The following is a 22,321-nucleotide window of genomic DNA, read 5'->3' as shown; positions in this document are numbered from 1 at the left end:
CTAAGTAAAAAGCCGGGGTATACCCGGCTTCTTTCTGACTGTCCAATAACCTTCGGAAATCAGATAAACAAACAGATATCGGCTTCGCCAGCAAATTCAAAGAACATTGCCGCACCTGCGTATTCCACGCCGTCGATGAATTCTTTGTTATCCATCTCAAACAGGTCAACGGTCATCTGGCAAGCGATGAATTTGACATCCGCTTCCTGACACAGTTCACGCAGCTCTGCCAAGTCCGCCACGCCTTTGTCTGCCATTTTCTTTTTCATCATGGCAGTCATCATGCCTTGCATACCCGGCAGTGCTTGCAACAACACCGGCATTGGCATCGGCATTGGCATACCAGGGTTGCCCAATGAGGTGACTTGCAGATCCAGTTTTTTCTTCAGCAATTGTAAACCGTAGAACGTGAAGAAAACCTGTACGTCATAACCCAACGCAGCCGCCGTGGATGCCAGAATGAACGGAGGGTAGCCCCAATCTAAGGAACCTTTAGTTGCGATGATCGCCAGCTTTTTGCTCATGCTTGATGTCTCATGTAAAAAGTGTAACTCACGGGTCGATAAGACCCACCTCTCTCAAATACTCTGTTACTATAACAGAATTAGCGTGTTAGGCAGCGTTTGGTAACACAACCTTCATACCTGATTGATACCACGAAATAATTCCACCGCGTAAGTTCACCGCCTCAATGCCGATATTCTGCGATAAAAACATACACGCCTGCGCTGAACGTGCGCCACTGCGGCAATAAAACACGATCGTTTCGTCTTTGGGTAAATCATTCATGCGTAACGGCAGGGTATGCAATGGCATGAATTCTGAGCCTTCAATAATGCCCTGAGCCACTTCCGAAGCGGAACGCACGTCAACCAAGCGGACTTTTTCACCTGAATCCAGCATTTTTTTCAAACCAGCGGCGTCAACTTCACGAATTCCAAACATAAACAACCCTACATCCGAATAAAATATTAAAACATACTGATATTCTAATGGAGATAGGCGCACTGTCAAGTTATGTGCAACAAATTCAGCAATTACATATCAAAACACCAGGTCAACCTTCACCGCTTTCAAAAACACGTGCTCACGTTCTAGATCCGCCAGCAATAACGGCTTTTTCGCGCGGATGTCATCCGCAAAGCGCAGCTCAACCCGGTTTTTACCCACGCGAAGCCGCTCAATACGCGGCGCTACTTCCTTATGCGAACGGTGCAATAACACCGCCAAACGCAGCAATACACACAGATACAGCGCATTCTGGTAATCTTCCACATTCAACAAGCCAAACAATTTACTGGAAATTTTTTGCCGATGAGTACGTACCAACACGCTCAACCAACGTTGTTCTTCGGTAGAAAAGCCGGGCAAATCCGCGTATTCCAGCAAATAGCCGCCGTGTTTATGGTAACTGGAATGCGACACCGCCAGCCCCAATTCGTGTAAATCAGCCGCCCAGCCCAGCAATTCCGCTAAATGACCCGGTAATTTCCAATCATCACGGCATCGGTTGAATAAGTTAAGCGCGGTTAAATGCACCGCCGACGCATAGCTTTGATCAACTTGAAAACGCTGTTGCCAAGCTCGCACCGTCTTATCACGAATATCATCGTGCTGGTAACGTTCCAGCCGGTCATACACCAAGCCTTCACGCAATGCCCCATCAGACACCAACATCCGGTCGATTTTCAGCGCCTCAAACACCGCAATCAGCACCGCCAAACCACCCGCGAATACCGGCTTGCGCTCATCACTCAACCCCGGCAATTTCAGTCTGTCGATATGCCCTGCCTCGATCATCATGTCACGCACGCGATACATGTGTTCCAAGGTGATGCCGTAAGGCGCAAGCCCGGTTTGCTGAATGACTTTTTTCACCGCACGAATAGTGCCAGATGCGCCGGTTGCCGACTCCCAGCCAATCGCCCGGTAAGCGGCTTTAATCGGGCGCAACTCCAGCAACGCTGCCGTAATCGCTTTATCCCAACACGCCTTCACCAGCTTGCCATCGGGGAAAAATGCCAAAGTGCTGCTGACACAGCCCATGCGCAAACTTTCCAGATGCAACGGCTCGAAACCCTGCCCAATGATCAGCTCGGTGCTGCCGCCGCCGATGTCCATCACAAAGCGTTTGCCTTGCTGATCTTTGGCGAGAGAATGCGCCACACCGAGGTAAATCAAACGCGCTTCCTCACGCCCGCTGATTACCGCAATCGGATGCCCCAAAGCCTCCTCAGCACGGTGCAAAAACTCGCGAGAATTTTTAGTCAGACGCAAGGTATTCGTGCCAACGGCTGCCACGTTTTCGGAGGGAAAATCGCGAATCCGCTCACCGAAACGCCGCAGGCAATCGACCGCACGCTGTTGCGCATCCAGACTCAGATTGCCCTTCGCATCCAAACCGCCACCTAAGCGCACCGGTTCGCGCAGGCGATCCAGAATATTAACTTGCCCGAACGCATCAATCTGCACTACGATCATGTGGAAACTGTTCGACCCCAAGTCAATGGTTGCCAGCTTGTACGGCTGTTGCCCATTCGTCATGGCTTAGCCCAAGACCATAATAGCATCGACTTCCACTTCCGCGCCGCGTGGCAAGGAAGCCACCCCAATCGCCGCACGGGCGGGGTAAGGCTCCACGAAATACTCTGCCATCACTTGATTCACTACCGGAAAATTCACCAGATCGGTAAGAAACACATGCACTTTCACGCAATCATTCAGCGAACCACCCGCAGCCTTGGCAACGGCAGACAAATTCTCAAACACTTGGCGCACTTGCGCGGCAATATCCCCTTCCACCATTTGCATCGTGGCAGGAACCAAGGGAATTTGCCCGGACAGGTAAACAGTATCGCCCACACGTACCGCTTGCGAATACGTACCGATCGCCTGCGGCGCGTCAGGCGTAGAAATGATGGTCTTGTTCATGAAATTCCTTTATTTCGTCGATTTGCTGACATTCAATACATTCGGTATGTGTTTTAGCTGACGAATGACTTCTTGTAAATGCCCTTGATCATCCACTTGAATGGTAAAAGCATCTTGCTTGATACGCCCCTCGCCAGTAATTTTCAGATCGACGATATTCACATCCAAACTGTCCAGCGCTTTCGTGATTTGGCGTAACATGCCTTTCACATCGCGAACATCCAAGACAATACCTGCTAACATTTTCTGCCCCATCCCCTGTTCGCCCCATTCAGGTAAAGCATTATGCTGACGCAACCAACTGCGGATCGCGTACAACGCCTTACTCGTCTTGACGAAATGCAACCAGCCAACGTCTGGATTAACCTGAGTTCGGGATAAGCCATCCCTCAATTTAGATCACAACCAATGCTGATGTTTTTAAATCCAGTGCTGGTTTTTTATCTTGATAGGCATATGACACCAAGCCAGCAATGATGTTAATCATATAGTTAGTGAGTGAACGGTGGCGTGAATGCTCAATTTGTGAAATATTTTTCAACTGATCATTGATGGTTTCGATGATGCTCCGTTTACGCAACATCAGTGTATCGAACGTGTCACGCGCCACGGGTTTCATGTTTTTCTTCAGCGAGGTAATCCATTCAACCCCTTGCTCTGCCAACGATTCTGTCAATGCCTTGGAAATGTAGCCACGATCACCAAAGACTTTGCCGACCACTTTTTTCAGCAACGTGGGAACGGGCTTACGGTCATCGGTATTACCCGAAGTAATGGCAAACGATAAAATATTGCCGCAGTCATCCACGACCAAATGAAGTTTGAACCCATAAAACCAGCCTGTTGACGATTTACCCCGCCTGCGTCTTTGCGAAAGGTGTGATGACGTGGAATACGCAAATTTTCACAGACTTTCAAGGGGTAGAGTCTATGAAGGCAATACCTCGCCCCGTTTCACAGCGTTGCTGCATAAACAGGGTTAGTGGCAAAAGAACACGCGGCATTAACTCAATAAAACGTTGATAACTAGGGAGTTGCGGGAAATGACCCTTAAGAAATACTTTGACATGACGCTCATAATACCACTTGAAAGTACGATACCCCACTTGGTGGTAATGCACCAAAATCGTCATGATTTCACTATCGCCAAGACCACTGTGGCGACGACGATGCCCGCCTTTCGGGGTCAATAACGTTTTGTTCCATTCGGGATGAAAGTCCTGACAAAAATCGTCAATGGCACAGAATAACCGTGTTAGCATCTCAGTAGCAGCCTTTGGTGGGGTCAATGTTGTGTGTGGTTACTCACATTCTCCCATGAAAGGCTGCGCCTTACCTTATCCCGAACTCAGGTTGGATTAGGCTCATCACCAGTAATAATTTCAATCGTCGCCATATTATTCGGCACACGGCTGCGTAATCCCCGCTCCACGCCATCAACCTTGGCTTTCACGCAACGATGCCCTAATTCGGTATGCACGGCGTAAGCAAAATCCACCAAGGTTGCCCCGCGCGGCAATTCTTTCACATCACCTTCCGGGGTATAGGCGTAAATCTCAGTCTGGAACATATCGCCTTGCATTGCCGCATAAAACTCATCCGGGTTTTGTGCCTGATTATCGAATTCCTTGACCTGCTCGATCCAGCTATTGAATACCCCTTGGGTATAAGAACGGGTTCCCGAAACGTGATTCCAACGTGCCGCAACCCCTAATTGTGCCACCTGATACATTTCCCGCGTCTGGATCTGGAAACGCACCACCTGCCCATTGGATGCCGTCACCGTGGTCTGCAATGACTGAAAACCATACGCTCTGGGTGCAGCAATGAAATCCCTGACCATCCCCATACGCGGCTTGAATAAACTGTGGATAATGCCTAAAGCGCGGTAACACTCTTCCGGCTCAGCGACTTGCACGCTGATTTCCAGCAAATCACACTGCTGGCGGAAACCAACCTTTTTACGGCGACACTGCTCATACACCCGGAACAGGTTTTTTTCCCACACCAACACACTACTACTGGGAATGCTGACTTCCAGCGCATCCGAAATGCTTTTGAAGATTTGCTCGTGCTTTTCTTCATTCTCTTGCAGATACCTATTCAGCGCCCGCTCCATAATGCTGCTACGCCAAGGGTACAAACCCTGGAACGATAGCCACTGCAATTCGCGCCGGATAATATTCATCCCCATGCGCCGCGCTAAGGTCACATAAGTCGTGGAGGTTTCCCGCGCGACCCGTCGCCGCTTATCAGGCTCCACATTCTCCAAGGTTTTCATATTGTGCAAACGATCAGCCAATTTGACCAATACCACGCGGAAATCCTGCGTCATCGCCTGCATCATTTTGTGATAACTGGCAATCGTCACCGCCTGTTTGGTCGGCAACGCATCGTTACGCTTTAACTTGGTGACACCACCAACCAAATGCCCGACCGTAGCCCCAAATTTCTCCACGACTTCTTCAATGCTGCAATCGGTATCTTCAGGGACATCGTGTAACAGCGCTGCACAAACGGTATCCACATCCAGATACCACAATGCCAACGTGCGGGCGACTTCCAAGGGGTGGGTAATATAAGGGGTGATTTTATCCGCCCGCATCTGACCTTCGTGCTTTTCCGCAGCCAACAGAAAAGCATCGTAGACTTTGCGGGTATCGGCTGGCGACATGTAACGCTCAACCAACTGCATCAGATTATTGGCGCGAAAAACATTATGCGAAATAATCGGTTTAGGCGCTGGCTCAGGTACTTCAGAAGGCGCTATCGACTCATGCGCCGCAGGACCCGGCTCACTAAATTCATGAAAACCATCCCCCGTGTTGCTGGATTCATCCCCACGCTCATTGTCGTCGGGCGCGGGTTCACGGTATGAATTATCATCTGACATAAAACATCCTCACCGAGCGTATCAGGTCAGGTCGTATTCTCAACCTCAAAAAAATACCCACTCAAGGTAGCAGTGGGTATTCTTTATCAGTCTTAATCGTCGATTGCTTTGGTGGAAATCACCACTGGTTTCTGTACCAGCAAGCCTTCGGCAATTTCGCGCAGGGCGATGACAGTAGGCTTATCGCCCTCATCTGCCACCAGCGGCTGAGCGCCGTGGGAAATGTCACGGGCGCGTTTTGCCGCTTTCAATACCAGCGCAAAATTGTTATCAACATGCTGTAGGCAATCTTCAACCGTAATACGTGCCATCTTGGTTTCGCTCTAAAATTTGATTAATCAGATAAGCTAAGCTGAATCCAAGCCAAGGTCAACCTTAATATGCAATCAATATTTCAGGCGGGCGTAATACGTCTTCTGAGCGGCTTCCCGCGCCTGCCCCAAGGTAAAGATGCCTTTCTCTGCCAGCAGCGGAATCAGCCGTAGGAAAACTTCCGCCGTCGCCATCGAATCCCCCAGCGCGGTATGCCGCCCCAAGATATTGATGTTAAAACGTTCGGTAATCGCCTCCAGCCGGTGTGATTCCTGATTCGGGTGGACAACAGCAGACAACAGCAAGGTATCCATAACCGGGTTGTCAAACACCAGTCCGGTGACTTTCTCCTTCACCTGCAAGCAGCGCATGTCGAACGCCGCATTGTGCGCGACCAGCACGGTATCCTGGGTAAACTGGTGGAACGCGGGCAATACCTTGTCGATGGTTGGTTGCCCTTTCACCATGTCGGGGGTAATGCCGTGGATGGGAATGGTATGCTCGGGAATATTGCGTTTCGGGTCAACAAACTGGTCGAAACTCTCATGGCGCAGCAGCTTGCCGTTGACGATGCGCACCGCTGCAATCTGAATGATTTCGTCGCCGTTGGCAGGGTCAAGCCCGGTGGTTTCGGTATCGAATACGGTGAATGACAGTTCGCTGAGCTTGCTATCTTCCAGCGAGCGGGTTTGTGCCGAACTCTGGAACAGGTCGAAATCGTAGTATTCCGGGCGGCTTTCATTGCGCACCATGCTGGCGGTTTCCAGTTGTTCCTGCGGAGCGGCGAGTGGCAGCAGGAAACGGAAAAAGACTGTACCGCTGTCAGGGTCACGCCCAAACCAGAATGCCCCGCCATGACGTTCTACCACGTCCTGAATGGTAAGGGATGTGTCTTCGCCGCCAGAACGCATCGGGTCAGTTTCCCAACCGGGAATCACTTCCGTGGTGGCTTTATCGGCGGAAGGCTGCCAGCACAAATCCAGTTGCGCCCGCCCGTCACCCATACCCAGCCGTAATTGCAGGGTGGTAATCACGCATTCCTGCTTGAGGCGTTCCGCAAGGTAGGACAGCGCTTGCAGCAGTGAGAAACTTTCCACCTTGAGCCACAGGGAATCGTCCACCTGCTCGGCAACAGCGGACAGATTGTCGATGGTTTCGATACGGCGAATCGCCGCTGCTACCAAATCCGCCCCCAGCATGTCTTCCAGTGGCCAGCGCAACACGGTGCCATCCACAGCGGAAGACTTGATTTCGCGCAGGCGCGTACCCAGCCCTGCGGTTTCTTCGCGCAACACTTTCAGCAAGCGTTCGTGCATGTCGGGTTCGAGGTCGGGGTATTCGAGTACATCGAGTGCTGCCTGCATATTGGCAAGTGCGGCACGGCTGCGTTCGGTCAGGGTGTGCAAGATGCTGTCCTGACGCGCTTGTGCCTCAAATTCGCGGGTAATATTGTCGAGCATCAGCACGAAGCCGGTCATTTTCGGCAGCTCATTGCCTTCCTGCGGCGAACGTACCGGTGCCATTTGCGCCCGCAACAACTGACCCGACGGGGTGGTGGTGATGAATTGCGCGGAAGGGGCAGCCGCACCGCGTTGCAAACGGTGCTGAATGTTTTCCAGCGCGTGTGCCACCAGCTTGCGGTCAAACACGCCGTAGACCGAACGCCCCAAACCGATCAGTTCCGTACCGCCAATAGCGCCGGGGGCTTGCGACAGCTTGCGGAACTGCATCCTTGCGCGGTTGTTGTACAGCAAAATACGCCCGTCGAGGTTACACACCACCACGCTTTTGGTCAGTTCCGACATGAGCGCGGCGAGACGGTTTTTTTCCTGTTCGGTGTTGTGGGCAGCTTCAGCAACCCGTACATCCATTTCGTCACGCAAGGATTCGCGCTGTTGCACCAACTGGTTGAACAAATCCGTCAAGCGGCGGTTTTCGATACTGCCGGTGGGGACGAGCTGGCGTTTGACATCGGTTCCCAGCAACACTTGGGCTTCTTCCGCCAGCCGCGCCGGGGCTGTCATGAAATAAGCCACCAGACGGCTCAACACCGCACCGACCACGACCAGCGACACCGCCCACATCACCACCAGCAAAACGCCCCGCGCCCCGACGGCATTGCGTACCGCCTCACGCTCACTTTCGCTCAGGGATGCCCCAATCAATGCCCCGGTAACACCTAACCACACTAGGCAAATCACGCCAATAATGGCAACCCCGATGGCGACACGTTTATCAAAGCGCCTCATACCGCAGCCCCCAGCATCTCACGGACTTTTTGCACCAGTTCCTTGGTGGAAAACGGCTTGATCATGTAGGCATTCGCCCCCATTGCCAGCCCTTTGGCGACATCGGTATCGCGCCCTTTGGCGGTCAGCAGCAGGATGGGGGTATCCTTGAAATCCGCATGGGCGCGAACTTCATGGCAGACATCGAAGCCGGTCTTTTTCGGCATCATCACATCCAGCAGCAACAGGTCGGGGCGTTCTGTCATGATCAGGTCGCAGGCTTCCTGCCCGTCGTGCGCCAGCAGCACGCGATAACCTTCGCGCTTCATCAGGAATTCCAGCGAGATCAGGATGTTGGGTTCATCATCCGCGATCAGTACGGTTTTGGTCATGTTGTTCTCCTCTCTGGGTTCTTCACCTCGGCAAAAAGAATCCGAAGCACGCTCCTCTGCCTGCTTCGGATTCCAGCCACATCCGTCCGCCGAAATGTTCCACGATTTCGCGGCTAATGGGCAAGCCTAATCCTGTGCCTTGTTGTGAGCCGGAAGCGTTATCGACTTGCCGGAATTTTTCAAACACCAAGACGTGCTTGTCGGTCGGGATGCCGACACCATTGTCTGTCACTGTGACCGTAACGCCTGCGGCGCTATCTTGCAAGCACACTGCAATCCTGCCAGCCCGTGCCGGGACAAATTTCATGGCATTGGAAAGCAAATTCAGCATGACCTGCACCAGTCGGTCATGGTCTGCCTGCACTGGCATCACCTGTTCCGGCAATTGCGTATCCAGCGTAATGCTGCGTTCGCGGCAGGTGGCTGCCACACTATTGACCGCCTGCTGCACCACCTCTGCCATGTCGACCTCGGTTTCATGCCAATCGACATGACCGGATTCGATCTTTGCCATATCCAGCACCTGATTGACCAGACGACTAAGACGTTCGGCTTCTGCCACCACAATGCCGAGGAATTGCTGACGCTGTTCCACCTCCATTTCCGAGTCATCCTGCATCAGCTCGGTCAGGGCGCGAATGGAAGTCAACGGTGTGCGCAATTCATGGGTAACGGACGACATGAATTCGTCTTTCAAACGGTCAAGGCTTTTCAGCTTGTCATTGGCTGCCCGCAACTCATCGGTTGCCAATTGCAGGGAATACGATTTCTCCTCCAGTGCTTGCGAATAGGCGCGTAATTGCGATGCCTCCTCCAGAATGCGCATCACATCGTCGAGTTCCAGCACCTCCTCCTCCACCACGGAAGCCACCATCACCCGCGCCGATGCGCTGCCAATCGCGCCAGTCAGTTGCGTTTCCACGAAGTGTACCAGTTTGGCATCAGCCGGTATTTGCCCTATGTCATGAACATCGGCTTTACGGGCATATTCGCTGAATAAATGTTGCGCTTTTTCTTGCCCCAGAAACCGCCCAGTCAGGTGCAACAAATCAGTGACTTTGGCTTGCCCCTGCCAGAATACCGGGTGGGCGCTATGAGTGCGCTGGAACACATCGACAAACAGCAATGCCTGGCTGGCTTCGCGGGCGCTGGGACGATGCCACAATGACACCAGCACGTAAACACTGATATTCGCAAACAAGCTCCAGAACAACGAATGGGTAATGCTGTCCAACCCACTCAAGCCCAGCAGCGCTTCCGGTTTCAGCAAGTCAATCCCGAACAAGCCGTGTTGCAGGAAATCCGCCGACATCCAGCCCGATTTTGCCAGCGACGGCAGCATCAGCGTGTACGCCCACAGCAGGAAACCAGCCAGCAAGCCTGCGAATGCGCCGTTACGGGTTGCGCCTTTCCAGTACATACCGCCCAGCATTGCCGGGGCAAATTGCGCCACCGCCGCAAAGCTGATCAGACCAATGCTGACCAGCGCGTAGGCTTCGCCTGCCAGATGGAAATACAGATAGCCCAGCAGCAAAATCACAATGATCGCCATGCGGCGAATGCGCAGCAGTACTTGGGTTAGATCGCCGCCGGAACGTTCCCCGAAACGCCGGGTACGCAACAGCAAGGGCATCACCAGATCGTTGCACACCATCGTGGAGACCGCGATGGCTTCCACGATCACCATGCCGGTGGCTGCTGACACCCCACCGACAAATGCCAGCAGTGCTAGGGTGTTTTGCCCCTGTGCCAGTGGCAGTGACAAGATGAAGGTTTCCGGGTTAATCGTCCCCACCCCAAAATACAGCAAGCCACCCAAGGCAATCGGCAACACAAACAGGTTGATCAGCAGCAAATACAGCGGGAACACCCACACCGCCCGACGCAAATGGCGTTCATCGACGTTTTCCACCACCATCACCTGAAACTGGCGTGGCAGGAAAATCACCGAAAGCATCGCCAGCAGGGTCAAGGTAAACCATTGCGTATACACAAACGGTTGCTGCCCCTGATCAAAGGTCAGCAGTTTGCGCAAGTGTTCCGTATTCATTGCCTGCGCGAAAATATCGCCAATACCATTGAACATGCCATAAGTGACAAACAGCCCGACCAGCAGGAATGCCAACAATTTCACCACCGACTCAAACGCAATGGCTGCCACCATGCCCTCGTGGCGTTCGCTGCTATCCAGATGACGCGTGCCGAACATAATGGTGAAACCCGCCAGTGCCAACGCGATGTACAGGGTGCTATCCGCCCACCAATCGGTCGGTGTGGCGAGTTTCTCACCGAGTGGCAGAGTCAGCACCGCGTAACCGCTGGAAATGGCTTTCAGTTGCAGCGCAATGTACGGCACAATCCCCACCACCGTAATCAGCGTGACCAGCCCCGCCAGCAACGGGCTTTTGCCGTAACGGCTGGCGATAAAGTCGGCGATTGAAGTAATCCGGTAGGTTTTGGCAATGCGGATCATCTTGCGCACCACCAACCATGCCAGCACCATTGCCAGCATCGGCCCCAGATAAATTGGCAGGAACCACACCCCGCCACTGGCAGCTCGCCCGATACTGCCGAAATACGTCCAAGCCGTGCAATACACCGCAATGGAAAGTGCGTAAACCCACGGGTTGGCAATTACCGAACGCCCGGCTTCCGCACGTTTATCCGCCACATACGCCACCGCAAACAGACTTAACAGGTAAGCAAAGGTAACACCGATAACCAATACGGGTGACAACATGGCTTAATCCTCACCCGTTTCCATGATCAGTGCCAGCAGCACAATCAGCACCACCCACACCGCAAACAAGCCCAGCGGAAACAGCGGAATGCCCCATACCTGCACATTGTGATTCCACAATGCCAGCAGCGGGAAATTGAGGAAGGCGACCCCAGCGGTAAACAGCGCCAGTAGGCGTTGCGTGGTCATGCTGCTTTTTAACATGTTGTTCCTCCCCGTTTTATCCGTGTAGGTTAAGTGTAGCGGATTCGTAGCACCTTACTGGACTTTACAGCCCGTTACGGCTATAAAACAGCCATTCCCAACCACATCAGGGCTTGCTTGTGGCACTCATTTTTATCAGCCATTCCACCAAAGACAAGGCGGAAGCACTCGAACTCATGCGCTGGCTGGAAAGCCAAGGCTTTGAATCACTATTCCTCGACTCTGACGCACGGCATGGCATTGCGGCGGGGAGCGAGTGGGAAAAAGTGCTGTACCGTGAAATCCAGCGTTCCCACGCGCTGATTTGCCTACTCAGTGACCACTGGCTGGCTTCGCAGTGGTGCGGGTTTGAATTTATGCAGGCGCGAGCCTTGGGCAAAACCATTTTCCCACTGCGCATCCAACCCGGCTTGCAGACCACGGTGGCGGCAGACCTCCAGCACCTTGACCTGACAAAAGATCGTGACGACGCGCTGCAACGCCTGCACGCCCAGCTTACCGAACTGACCCTTACCCTTCAGCAACGCTTTGACTGGGACAAAACCCGCCCGCCGTACCCCGGTATGCTGGCGTTTGAGGCAGAAGATGCGCCGGTATTTTTCGGGCGTGACCATGAAACCAATCAGTTGCGCGAACGCCTCAATCAGCACCGTACCCTCGGCAATGCCAGTGTATTGCTGATGCTGGCGGCTTCCGGTGCGGGCAAATCCTCACTGCTGAAAGCCGGGTTGTTGCCGCGTTTGCGCCGCGATACCCGCCACTGGCTGGTGCTGGAAGCCTTGCGCCCGGAACGCGAACCGCTGCGCAAACTGGCGCAAGTGCTGGCAACTGCCAACGGCACACCACAACACGCCGCCGAGCTTTACGCCCAGTTGCAGGGTGAACAGGCATTGCCTGCCCTGAGCAATTACCTTGAACAATTGCGTACCCCGAATGCTCAATGGGATGCCACGGTGTTGCTGAGCATTGACCAAGCCGAAGAATTGTTCACCACCGCCGAGCCGCAACAAACCCAAGCCCTGTTCCGGCTATTGCTGGCAGCACAACAAGCAAAACTGCCGCTGCTGACCCTGATGGCAATGCGCAGCGATTATCTGGCAGCCTTACAAGCCCAAGTGAGTGAAACCGGCGCACTGGAAACCAGCCTGTTCGCGCTTGACCCCTTGCCACTGGAACGGGTTAGCGACCTGATCCGTGGTCCGGCGGGGGTGGTGGGGTTGACGGTTGAAGACGGTTTGGTGACTGTTGCCACCCACGATGCGGCGACCGCTGACGCATTGCCGCTGCTGGCGTTTGCCTTGCGTGAACTGTACGAACGTTTTGGCACGGATGGCGACCTGACGCTGGACGAATACCACCGCCTCGGTTCTGAGCGCCTCAACCCACTGGAAAATGCGGTGCAACACAAAGCCAGCGAAGCCATCCAGCCCGACCGCTTGGGTGAGGCAGCACAGCAAGCCTTGCGTGATGCCTTCATTCCGCATCTGGTGCGGGTCAATGACGCGGGCGACTACGTGCGCCAAGCGGCGGATTGGGAAGCCCTGCCTGCCGCTGCTCACCCGCTGCTGGATAAACTCACCAATGCCCGCCTGCTGGTACAACGCAGTGCCAACGGCATCAAGCGGGTGGAAGTGGCGCACGAAGCCCTGTTGCGCCACTGGCAACTGCTCAACGGCTGGCTGCGCGAAGAACACGACTTCCTGCTCAGCAAGCAACAACTCGAACACAGCCTGCGCGAATGGCAACACCTGCCCGACGCGCACAAGGACAAGGGGCTGTTGCAGGGCATTGCGCTGGAACGGGCGCGGGAATGGCTGTTTGCCAACCGCTCCGGCTTGAGCGCGGACGAACGCGCCTACATCCAGCACAGCCACCAAGCCGAAGAGCAGCGGCAACAACGTTTGGAGGCGATGTTGCGGGAAGCCAACACCCTGATCAACTTCATCAACTTCGACCTGCGCGACAAACTCGAACCCATCGGGCGGCTCGACATCATGCAGGACATCCAGTCACGGGTAACGGCTTATTACAATAACCTCGGCGATAGCGTCCAAGGCGATGATCTGGAACGCCAACGCGCCACCAACCTGTTACAACAAGCCGACACACTGGCAGCCCAAGGCAAACTACCGGAAGCCGAAAAACTGTACCGCGAAGCCCTCCAATCCGACCAGCAACGTGCCGACAACGACCCCAGCGATGCCGGATGGCAACGCGACCTCTCCGTCAGCCTTAACAAGATCGGCAACATCCTCAAAGCGCAGGGCCAGCTCGACGACGCCAAAGCCGTGTTTGAGAAAAGCATGAACATCAGCCAAACGCTGGCGGACAACGACCCCAGCAATGCCGGATGGCAACGCGACCTCGCCGTCAGCCTGGAAAAGATCGGCGACATCCTCACCGCGCAGGGCCAGCTCGACGACGCCAAAGCCGTGTTTGAGAAAAGCCGCGACATTGCCCAAACGCTGACGGACAACGACCCCAGCAATGCCGGATGGCAACGCGACCTCTCCGTCAGCCTTGACAGGATCGGCGACATCCTCAAAGCGCAGGGCCAGCTCGACGACGCCAAAGCCGTGTTTGAGAAAAGCATGAACATCCACCAAACGCTGGCGGACAACGACCCCAGCAATGCCGGATGGCAACGCGACCTCTCCGTCAGCCTTAACAACATCGGCAACATCCTCAAAGCGCAGGGCAAGCTCGACGACGCCAAAGCCGTGTTTGAGAAAAGCCAACGTATTTTCCAAACGCTGGCGGACAACGACCCCAGTAATGCCGGATGGCAACGCGACCTCTCCGTCAGCCTTAACAACATCGGCGACATCCTCAAAGCGCAGGGCAAGCTCGACGACGCCAAAGCCGTGTTTGAGAAAAGCCAACGTATTTTCCAAACGCTGGCGGACAACGACCCCAGCAATGCCGGATGGCAACGCGACCTCTCCGTCAGCCTTAACAACATCGGCAACATCCTCCAAGCGCAGGGCAAGCTCGACGACGCCAAATCCGTGTTTGAGAAAAGCCAGACTATCCGCCGAACGCTGGCGGACAACGACCCCAGCAACGTCGGATGGCAACGTGACGTCTCCGTCAGCCTTAACAAGATTGGCGACATCCTCGAAGCGCAGGGCAAGCTCGACGACACCAAAGCCGTGTTTGAGAAAAGCCAACACATTTTCCAAACGCTGGCAGACAACGACCCCAGCAATGCAGGATGGCAATACGACTTAGGAATCAGCCATGAAAGAATTGGCATGGTTGAACAGGCACAGGGCAATCTGGACGCAGCATTAAAGCATTACAAAATTCGTAACGAATTGGTACAAACGCTGGCGGACAACGACCCCAGCAATACTGACTGGCAACGCGACCTCTCCATCAGCCTTAACAAGATCGGCGACATCCTCGAAGCGCAGGGCAAGCTCGACGACGCCAAAGCCGTGTTTGAGAAAAGCCAGAACATTTTCCAAACGCTGGTGGACAACGACCCCAGCAATGCAGCATGGCAACGCGACCTCTCCGTCAGCCTTATCAAAATCGGCGACATCCTCCAAGCGCAGGGCAAGCTCGACGACGCCAAAGCCGTGTTTGAGAAAAGCCAGAACATTTTACAAACGCTGGCGGACAACGACCCCAGCAATGCAGCATGGCAATACGACTTAGGAATCAGCCATGAAAGAATTGGCAATGTGTTTAAAGATCAAGGGAATCTTGATGAAGCACTGAAACATTACAAGATTCGTAACGAATTGGTGCAAACGCTGGCGGACAACGACCCCAGCAATACTGACTGGCAACGCGACCTCTCCATCAGCCTTAACAAGATCGGCGACATCCTCCAAGCGCAGGGCAAGCTCGACGACGCCAAAGCTGTGTTTGAGAAAAGCCAGAACATTTTCCAAACGCTGGCGGACAACGACCCCAGCAATGCAGCATGGCAACGCGACCTCTCCGTCAACCTTATCAATATCGGCGACATCCTAAAAGCGCAGGGCAAGCTCGACGACGCCAAAGCTGTGTTTGAGAAAAGCCAGAACATTTTCCAAACGCTAGCAGACAACGACCCCAGCAATGCAGGATGGCAATACGACTTAGGAATCAGCCATGAAAGAATTGGCAATGTGTTTAAAGATCAAGGGAATCTTGATGAAGCACTGAAACATTACAAGATTCGTAACGAATTGGTACAAACGCTGGCGGACAACGACCCCAGCAATGCAGAATGGCAACGCGACCTCTCCGTCAGCCTTAACAAGATCGGCAACATCCTAAAAGCGCAGGGCAAGCTCGACGACGCCAAAGCCGTGTTTGAGAAAAGCCAGAACATTTTCCAAACGTTGGCGGACAACGACCCCGGCAATGCCGGATGGAAAACCGATGTGGTGGTGTCACATTTCAAATTACTGGGTATTGCGCAGCAACAGGACTACACCAAAGCCGCCCGCGCACACGGCGAAAAAGCATTGGCAATCCTGAAACCATTGGAGGAAAAAGGCTTGCTGCACGGGCAGCAGCAACAGTGGATTGGGATTATTGAGAAAACGTTAAAGGAACTGGAGTGATTGCCTGAATGTGGCTTCGACTCCGCTCAGCCAGCGGACGTGCCGTTGCCTGAGCGGAGTCGAAGGCAACATTCTCTTGATCTGGGTACAGCGTATAGCCGAATTTGAAAGGATAATCGGATTTTTTCCGATTATCGTTACAATTCAAACTATTTGTCATTCGAGGTGAAGGGCATCTAACAGCTTCTAGGGCTTATCGAAACGTGCTTTAGTGATGACTCGTGCTTCTTCCATTGCCCGACGGGTTTCAGCATTGGGAACTTGCAAAGCAGTTTGGCGAAATCTTTCAGGCATCAAATATCCGTCCATCCCCTTCAAAAAAGTAACGACCGGAATCACCTTAATCCCATCAACCTCCAACACGTCATCACCACCATACAGCAGATACGGCGTAACTTGCGGATAATCCTCACGGAAACTCTTCAGCCCACTCAAGTGTTTGCTGGAAACCTGCCGAGTGCGTTTAACCTCAAGCGCATAGAACCCGTTTTCGCCGTAGCAGATAATATCCACCTCAATCCCCGTCGCGGTGCGCCAAAATGACAAGTCATAGCCCCAGTCGCGGTAGGCATTCATGGCGCGGATTTCCTGCAACACCAGCGATTCCAGACACACGCCTTCCAGTTCCTCCGGGCTATCCAACACCCCTTTGGGGCGCACCTGGTAATAAATGCCGGTATCGAACAGGTAAAACTTGCAGTGCTGGGTCAGCTTACGTTTGGCACGTTTGCTAAAGACCGGCAGGCGGTAGGCAATCAGCAAATCTTCGAGGATGGTGAAATAGTTTTCCGCCACTTTGCGGTTGATATTGGCTTCGCGTGCCACTTCGGTGATGTTCAGCGATTCGCCTTGGGAAAAGCTGGCAATCTCCAGAAAGCGGCTGAATGCGCCGATATTGCGGGTCAAGCCTTCTTGCTGCACCTCCTGTTCCAAATAGGTTTGGAGGTAGGCTTGCAAGTAGTGTTTAGGATTTTCTTCGCTGAATACCGACGGCAACATCCCGTAGCGCAAGGCTCGCTCCAGCACGAAATCATTGCCCACTTCCTGCACGGTCAGCGGGAAAAAGTGGTATTGCAAGGCACGCCCCGCCAGCAGATTGACATTGCTGCGGCGCAATTTGCGGGCGCTCGAACCCGTTAACACAAAGTACAGATCCTTACGTTCCTCAATCAAGCGGTGGACTTCATCCAACAGATTGGGGATTTTCTGCACTTCATCCAGCACCACCCAACCGCTGTAGTCGGACGGAATGTATTCCTCCAGCCGGTTTTCCGACCCCAGCAGGCGTTGGTATAACGCTGGGCGTAGAAAATCCAGATGGATGGCATCCTTGAAATGTGTTTTCAGCCAAGTGGTTTTACCCGTACCGCGAGGCCCGAATAGGAAAAAGCTCTTGTTGTTGGGCGGGGTAAACAGTCGGTTGTACATCAGCATCACCGTAAAATGGAGTTCGTAACGCCATTTTACAATGTTTTTTGGCGTTAGCGACTCCATTTTTCGTCTTGAACTAGGATTTTCAGGATTTAAGGATTAGCAGGATGGACACCCACCGACCTCTTCTCTTAATCCTAAAATCCCACGAATCCTAAAAATCCCAGTTCAAGACAGATACACTACCAAATCTATCAACAATCACCCCCCACTCCGGTAAACCCGGAACATCCCCTGCTGCAACCGCGCCACCACCTTACAAGCACCCTTCAAATGATTACGCTCCAACGCCGACAAACTCGCCAGTGGCAACGCATTATCCGGCTTCACCCCCGCCAGCACCTGCCGTGCCTGATGCTGCAAACGCAAGCGACTAATCACCTCCAATGCTTCCAGCAATTCCCCCACATCAGCACGGTTCAACGCCCCCGCCTCTGCCAAGGCTTGCAGGCGTTCCACCGTATTCACGGGCGGCAAACCGTGTGCCAGTGCATACACCCGCGCCAAATCAATCACCGGCACAACCCCACGCTTTTTCAAGTCGATGACTTTTTCGCCATTGGCGTTGCGCTCACTGGCAAGCCCGCCCCAAAAATTCAGCGGCGGCTGGAACGTTTGCGCATTTTCCGCCAGCAAACGCTGAAACAAGCTGCTATTGCGGCTACGCCCCAACAAATCATCACGCAGCCGCAACCACAAACTGTCATCGCCATAGGTACAGCGCAGATCGAAAAAGATGGTTGCATTCACCAAAGCTTGCGGTTCGGGGGTATCAATCCACTGGCGGAAATATTCGCGCCAAACGTGCAGCGGTTGCCGCCATTGCGGATTGCTTGCCATGATATTGCCGGGGCAATACACATACCCACACGCCGCCAGCCCATCACTGACAAAGTGCGCCACTTGCTGGAAATAGCCGTCGTGTAATTCCGCCACGAAACTATCGTCCAGAATCATCGCGTTATCTTGATCGGTGTGGATAGTTTGCTCATGCCGCCCCATCGAACCAGCAACGATGAAAGCGTAGGGAATGGGCGGTTCGCCGAAACGGTTTTCCGCGAGTGTCAGCAAGCGATGCACAATTTCCTGCCCAACCAGACTCAGGGAGTGCGCAATGTCATGGGCAGGCGTGCCGTTTTGCACCATGCGCACCAAGGCAGATGGCAAATGTTGACTGAGGCGTGACAGGGTTGCCACATCCGCCGCGACGTGGATGTCGCCAATCAGCCAAGCAGCGTTGTAATCGTATTGCCGCAACAGATCGAACGCCGACACAATCCCAAAACTGCCATCTGCCAGCCTTACCAGAATATGGCGAATATTGCGCCGTGCCATCAGCAGCAGCGCGGCGGATGCGGTTTCAGAAGCATCAACCACCAGCGGTTGGCTAGTCATAATGTCGCCCACCGGGGTTGTCGGCTCAAGCCCAGCAGCCAGCACCCGTGTGCGCAAATCCATATCCGTGACCACGCCTTGCAAGTTGCCAGATGCGTCCAACACCAGCGCAGCACGACCTGCCGCCTGCGTCATGCGGGCAGCTACCGTGCGGATCGTGTCGCTGCCTGCCACCGTCAGCGCAGGGCAAGCAAATTCCGTCAACTGGGCATGTAACACACCAGCGGCTCTCCTTATCTAAACCGATCCGCCTGATAGCGGGTCGCCATGCTTTCCTGCATGGTCGAAATCACCTCGAACGCATCTTTCAAATGGCGACGTTCTAACGCTGACAGCTCTTCGGGCGGCATGTGGTTATTGGGTTTTTGCCCGTTTTCGATTTGCTTGGCTTGATGCTGCAAGCGCACCATGCTGATGAACTCGAAAGCATCGCGCACGTCTTCCACGGTGGAACGAGTCATGGTTCCCGCGTCGGCGATCGCCTCCAGCCGTTCCCACGTATTGATCGGCGCAAGCCCTGCCGCCAACGCATACAGCCGCGCCATGTCGATGATCGGCACAACGCCGCGTTTCTTCATATCCATGCCTTTTTCAGCACTGCTGTCTTTGCTGTCTTTATCCAACACAAAGCCTCGGAAGAAACCGATCGGCGGTTTGTGGCTCAGGGCATTGCCAGCCATAAACGCTTGAAACAGAGTACTAGTTTTGGTTTTGCTCAGGATTTCTTCTAGCAAACGGCTTAGCAAACTGGCGTCGCCGTGCAAGCAGCGCAGGTCGAAGAAAATGCTGGCATACATTAACGCCATCGGTTCTGGCTTAGTGATCCACGCATCAAAATAGCCACGCCATACCGCCAACGGTTGCCTCCACTGGTCATTGGTCGCCATCACATTGCCGGGGCAGTAAATGTAACCGCACGCATCCAAACCGTCGCTCACATATTTCGCTATCTGCCGGAAATACTCGCCGTGTTGCGCCTCATTGTAATCATCCGACAAAATCATGCCGTTATCCTGATCGGAATGCGCAGTCTGTTCACGCCGCGCCATCGACCCCGCCACGATAAACGCATACGGCACGGGCGGTGCGCCGAATTTTTCTTCTGCCATCACCAATAAACGCCGTGCAATCGCCTGCCCGATGGAGGTGATGGATTGCCCAATATCATTGGCAGGCAAACTTTGTTTCACCAAACTGACCAACAGTTTCGGCAAACTCTTGCTCAATTCCGCCAACCGCGCCACGTCTTGCGCCGCGAAAATATCCCCGACCAAATACACTGCGCTGCTGCTTTGGGTGCGTAACAAATCGCTGGCGGATAACACACCCACCACTTCGCTGTCTTCCACCACTGGCAAATGGCGGATATTGCGGCGCGACATCAGCAATAAGGCTTCGGAAGCCTGATCACGCGGGGTCAGGGTCAGCGGGTTCAGGGTCATAATATCGGCAATCGGCAAATGAATGCTGCGCCCTTCTGCCACCACGCGCTTACGGAAATCCACGTCGGTGACAATGCCGCACAAACCACCGTCATCGCCTGTGACCATCACGGTTTGGGTATTGAATTCGTTCATCTGTTGCGCCACTTGCTGGATGCTATCGCTTTTACCCACCAGCATTGGCAGCTTCATCAAATCGCGCACGTGCATCGCCACCAATGACATACCGTCATTGCCACGGATTTCTTGTAGCGCACTGCGCAACCGCTCTTGTTTGCGATCAGAGAAGTATTTGGAAACACGATCAAAGCTACCCACCAACTCTAAAAACAGAGAGGCAGGAATGGCGAAGAACAAGCTGTCTTCCAAGGCCATCACATTCATACTGACTACGCCACCACGCAGCACGGAACGATAGCCCACCCAGTCACCCTTGCTAAAACGCCCGTACACATCCCCGCTTTCCAGACACACATCAACGGCACCCCGGCGGATGAGCAGTACATGATCATTCTGTTCGCCAATGGTTAAAACGGCGTCACCAGCGGAAGAACACTTGAATGTAACGCTCTGTGCAAGCTTATCCAGCCACTCTGCTGGCAACTCTTTCAAAGGCGAACATTTCGCCAAAAAACCACGCACTTTGAGTTGTTCGAGTTCCATACATACACCTATTCAAAAGAAAAATTGCTGCGGCACAGCATAGCGGGTTTTGTTATGTGATTAGTTGCTTTATAGCAAGGAAATGACTTGTTCGGGCAGAATTTTTTTGAGGCAATCCAAATGTTGGAGCGGGCATTCGCGCTTGAAACACGGGCTGCACGGCAACCCAAGGGTGAGAATTTTTGCTTTGTCACTCAAAGGCGGGGTATACGTCGGGTCGGAAGAGCCATACACCGCAATCACCGGCGTGTCTACGGCGGCAGCAACGTGCATCAAACCGGAGTCATTGCTGACCACCTGATCGGCTTGGGCGAGCAGCTCCAGCACATCCTGAATGCTGGTTTTGCCTGCAAGGTCTTGGCAAGCGGGGGAATTCACAGCGGCGGCAATTTGCGCGGTGACGGGGGCATCTTTGGCAGAGCCGAGTAGGATCACTTGCCCGCCTTGCGCGATGTAATGTTGGGCGACGACGGCGTAATATTCGGCAGGCCAGCGTTTGGCAGCACCGTATTCTGCGCCGGGGCAGAGGGCTAGAAGAGAAACCCCTCCCAACCTCCCCTTATCAGGGGAGGAGTAAGAGGCATCAGCTATCTTAGCTCCCTTCCCTGATAAGGGGAGGGCTGGGGAGGGGTTTCTTTCAACGATTAACTGCGGCTGCTGAACGTTCGGCGGCAACCTAGCATCCTTCGCCAACCCCAACGCCACAAAGCGTTGCACCGTCATCGTCAACACCGTTTTATCCAGCGGGCGAATATCATTCAACAAGCCGTAACGCATTTCCCCTTTAAACCCCGTGCGCACCGGAATGTTTGCCCAAAACGGCACCAGTGCGGCTTTCAGCGAACGCGGCAACACAATCGCCCAATCATACGCACTCGCCCGCAAGGATTTGCCAAGCTGGTAACGTTTACCCAGTGCCAATTCGCCATGCTGCAACGGCATCTCAATTGCCGCACGCACTTCAGGCATTGCTGCCAAAATCGACTTGCTCCACGCAGGCGCAAGCACATCAATCTGCAAATCGGGGAAACGCTGTTTGAGTGCCATGAACAGGCTTTGTGCCATCACCATATCGCCGACCCACGAAGGGCCGACGATCAGGCAACGTTGGGGGGAAAACGCCATAGC

The 22,321-nt window shown here is 53.7% G+C and carries 16 protein-coding genes and 1 pseudogene; 1 reads left to right on the top strand and 16 read right to left on the bottom strand.

Annotation, left to right across the window (positions count from 1 at the left end):
* Positions 1-59: 59 nt before the first annotated feature.
* The 12 genes and pseudogenes from dsrE2 to L2Y54_RS05020 all read right to left on the bottom strand — a co-directional run bounded on the left by dsrE2 (position 60) and on the right by L2Y54_RS05020 (position 11,700).
* Complete coding sequence (gene dsrE2 / locus L2Y54_RS05080; RefSeq protein WP_236500523.1) at positions 60-524, bottom strand: sulfur carrier protein DsrE2; 465 nt, start codon at positions 522-524, stop codon at positions 60-62.
* 88 nt (positions 525-612) lie between these two features.
* Complete coding sequence (locus L2Y54_RS05075; protein ID WP_236500521.1) at positions 613-945, bottom strand: rhodanese-like domain-containing protein; 333 nt, start codon at positions 943-945, stop codon at positions 613-615.
* A 99-nt stretch (positions 946-1,044) separates the two neighbouring features.
* Positions 1,045-2,544: an exopolyphosphatase gene (ppx, locus tag L2Y54_RS05070; protein ID WP_236500519.1), complete on the bottom strand. Its 1,500-nt coding sequence runs from the start codon at positions 2,542-2,544 to the stop codon at positions 1,045-1,047.
* A 3-nt stretch (positions 2,545-2,547) separates the two neighbouring features.
* Positions 2,548-2,931 (bottom strand): RidA family protein, encoded by a 384-nt coding sequence (locus L2Y54_RS05065; RefSeq protein ID WP_236500515.1) that lies wholly within the window; start codon positions 2,929-2,931, stop codon positions 2,548-2,550.
* Between the two features lie 9 nt (positions 2,932-2,940).
* Positions 2,941-3,324, bottom strand: coding sequence for an ACT domain-containing protein (locus tag L2Y54_RS05060; protein ID WP_236500513.1), 384 nt, complete (start codon positions 3,322-3,324; stop codon positions 2,941-2,943).
* A 1-nt stretch (position 3,325) separates the two neighbouring features.
* Positions 3,326-4,193: pseudogene (locus tag L2Y54_RS21965) on the bottom strand (IS982 family transposase).
* Between the two features lie 86 nt (positions 4,194-4,279).
* Positions 4,280-5,824, bottom strand: a complete 1,545-nt coding sequence (locus L2Y54_RS05045; RefSeq protein WP_236500511.1) for an HD domain-containing protein — start codon at positions 5,822-5,824, stop codon at positions 4,280-4,282.
* 92 nt (positions 5,825-5,916) lie between these two features.
* Complete coding sequence (rpoZ, locus tag L2Y54_RS05040; RefSeq protein WP_236500509.1) at positions 5,917-6,135, bottom strand: DNA-directed RNA polymerase subunit omega; 219 nt, start codon at positions 6,133-6,135, stop codon at positions 5,917-5,919.
* A gap of 75 nt (positions 6,136-6,210) precedes the next feature.
* Entirely contained in the window at positions 6,211-8,385 is a 2,175-nt protein-coding gene (locus tag L2Y54_RS05035; protein WP_236500506.1) for a 3'-5' exonuclease, read from the bottom strand.
* On the bottom strand, positions 8,382-8,756 hold the full coding sequence (locus L2Y54_RS05030; protein ID WP_236500503.1) for a response regulator transcription factor: 375 nt from the start codon (positions 8,754-8,756) through the stop codon (positions 8,382-8,384). Before L2Y54_RS05030 ends, L2Y54_RS05035 begins: the two co-directional genes overlap by 4 nt.
* A 22-nt stretch (positions 8,757-8,778) precedes the next feature.
* Complete coding sequence (locus L2Y54_RS05025; protein ID WP_236500502.1) at positions 8,779-11,496, bottom strand: sensor histidine kinase; 2,718 nt, start codon at positions 11,494-11,496, stop codon at positions 8,779-8,781.
* A gap of 3 nt (positions 11,497-11,499) precedes the next feature.
* A complete protein-coding gene (locus L2Y54_RS05020; RefSeq protein ID WP_236500495.1) occupies positions 11,500-11,700 on the bottom strand; it encodes a hypothetical protein in 201 nt (66 codons plus the stop codon).
* A 119-nt stretch (positions 11,701-11,819) separates the two neighbouring features.
* Between L2Y54_RS05020 and L2Y54_RS05015 the strand changes: the two genes are divergently transcribed.
* Positions 11,820-16,262 (top strand): nSTAND1 domain-containing NTPase, encoded by a 4,443-nt coding sequence (locus L2Y54_RS05015; protein WP_236500487.1) that lies wholly within the window; start codon positions 11,820-11,822, stop codon positions 16,260-16,262.
* Positions 16,263-16,448: 186 nt separating this feature from the next.
* On the opposite strand, the gene L2Y54_RS05010 is transcribed toward L2Y54_RS05015, so the two are convergent.
* The 4 genes from L2Y54_RS05010 to waaF all read right to left on the bottom strand — a co-directional run bounded on the left by L2Y54_RS05010 (position 16,449) and on the right by waaF (position 22,318).
* Positions 16,449-17,690 (bottom strand): ATP-binding protein, encoded by a 1,242-nt coding sequence (locus L2Y54_RS05010; RefSeq protein WP_236500485.1) that lies wholly within the window; start codon positions 17,688-17,690, stop codon positions 16,449-16,451.
* Positions 17,691-17,894: 204 nt separating this feature from the next.
* Positions 17,895-19,307 (bottom strand): DUF294 nucleotidyltransferase-like domain-containing protein, encoded by a 1,413-nt coding sequence (locus L2Y54_RS05005; protein ID WP_236500482.1) that lies wholly within the window; start codon positions 19,305-19,307, stop codon positions 17,895-17,897.
* A 14-nt stretch (positions 19,308-19,321) separates the two neighbouring features.
* Positions 19,322-21,193 (bottom strand): putative nucleotidyltransferase substrate binding domain-containing protein, encoded by a 1,872-nt coding sequence (locus L2Y54_RS05000; protein ID WP_236500473.1) that lies wholly within the window; start codon positions 21,191-21,193, stop codon positions 19,322-19,324.
* 69 nt (positions 21,194-21,262) lie between these two features.
* A complete protein-coding gene (gene waaF / locus L2Y54_RS04995; RefSeq protein ID WP_236500470.1) occupies positions 21,263-22,318 on the bottom strand; it encodes a lipopolysaccharide heptosyltransferase II in 1,056 nt (351 codons plus the stop codon).
* Positions 22,319-22,321: the final 3 nt, after the last annotated feature.

It is taken from the genome of Thiothrix winogradskyi (assembly GCF_021650935.1).
Lineage (GTDB): Bacteria > Pseudomonadota > Gammaproteobacteria > Thiotrichales > Thiotrichaceae > Thiothrix > Thiothrix winogradskyi.
Note: the sequence above shows the minus strand (reverse complement) of the source record. Positions and strands in the feature narration are given on the sequence as shown.

Bases quoted from the DNA above. Each gene is read 5' to 3' on its own strand.
- dsrE2 (WP_236500523.1), bottom strand. From the start codon at position 524: ATGAGCAAAAAGCTGGCGATCATCGCAACTAAAGGTTCCTTAGATTGG.
- L2Y54_RS05075 (WP_236500521.1), bottom strand. From the start codon at position 945: ATGTTTGGAATTCGTGAAGTTGACGCCGCTGGTTTGAAAAAAATGCTG.
- ppx (WP_236500519.1), bottom strand. From the start codon at position 2,544: ATGACGAATGGGCAACAGCCGTACAAGCTGGCAACCATTGACTTGGGG.
- L2Y54_RS05065 (WP_236500515.1), bottom strand. From the start codon at position 2,931: ATGAACAAGACCATCATTTCTACGCCTGACGCGCCGCAGGCGATCGGT.
- L2Y54_RS05045 (WP_236500511.1), bottom strand. From the start codon at position 5,824: ATGTCAGATGATAATTCATACCGTGAACCCGCGCCCGACGACAATGAG.
- rpoZ (WP_236500509.1), bottom strand. From the start codon at position 6,135: ATGGCACGTATTACGGTTGAAGATTGCCTACAGCATGTTGATAACAAT.
- L2Y54_RS05035 (WP_236500506.1), bottom strand. From the start codon at position 8,385: ATGAGGCGCTTTGATAAACGTGTCGCCATCGGGGTTGCCATTATTGGC.
- L2Y54_RS05030 (WP_236500503.1), bottom strand. From the start codon at position 8,756: ATGACCAAAACCGTACTGATCGCGGATGATGAACCCAACATCCTGATC.
- L2Y54_RS05025 (WP_236500502.1), bottom strand. From the start codon at position 11,496: ATGTTGTCACCCGTATTGGTTATCGGTGTTACCTTTGCTTACCTGTTA.
- L2Y54_RS05020 (WP_236500495.1), bottom strand. From the start codon at position 11,700: ATGTTAAAAAGCAGCATGACCACGCAACGCCTACTGGCGCTGTTTACC.
- L2Y54_RS05010 (WP_236500485.1), bottom strand. From the start codon at position 17,690: ATGTACAACCGACTGTTTACCCCGCCCAACAACAAGAGCTTTTTCCTA.
- L2Y54_RS05000 (WP_236500473.1), bottom strand. From the start codon at position 21,193: ATGGAACTCGAACAACTCAAAGTGCGTGGTTTTTTGGCGAAATGTTCG.
- waaF (WP_236500470.1), bottom strand. From the start codon at position 22,318: ATGGCGTTTTCCCCCCAACGTTGCCTGATCGTCGGCCCTTCGTGGGTC.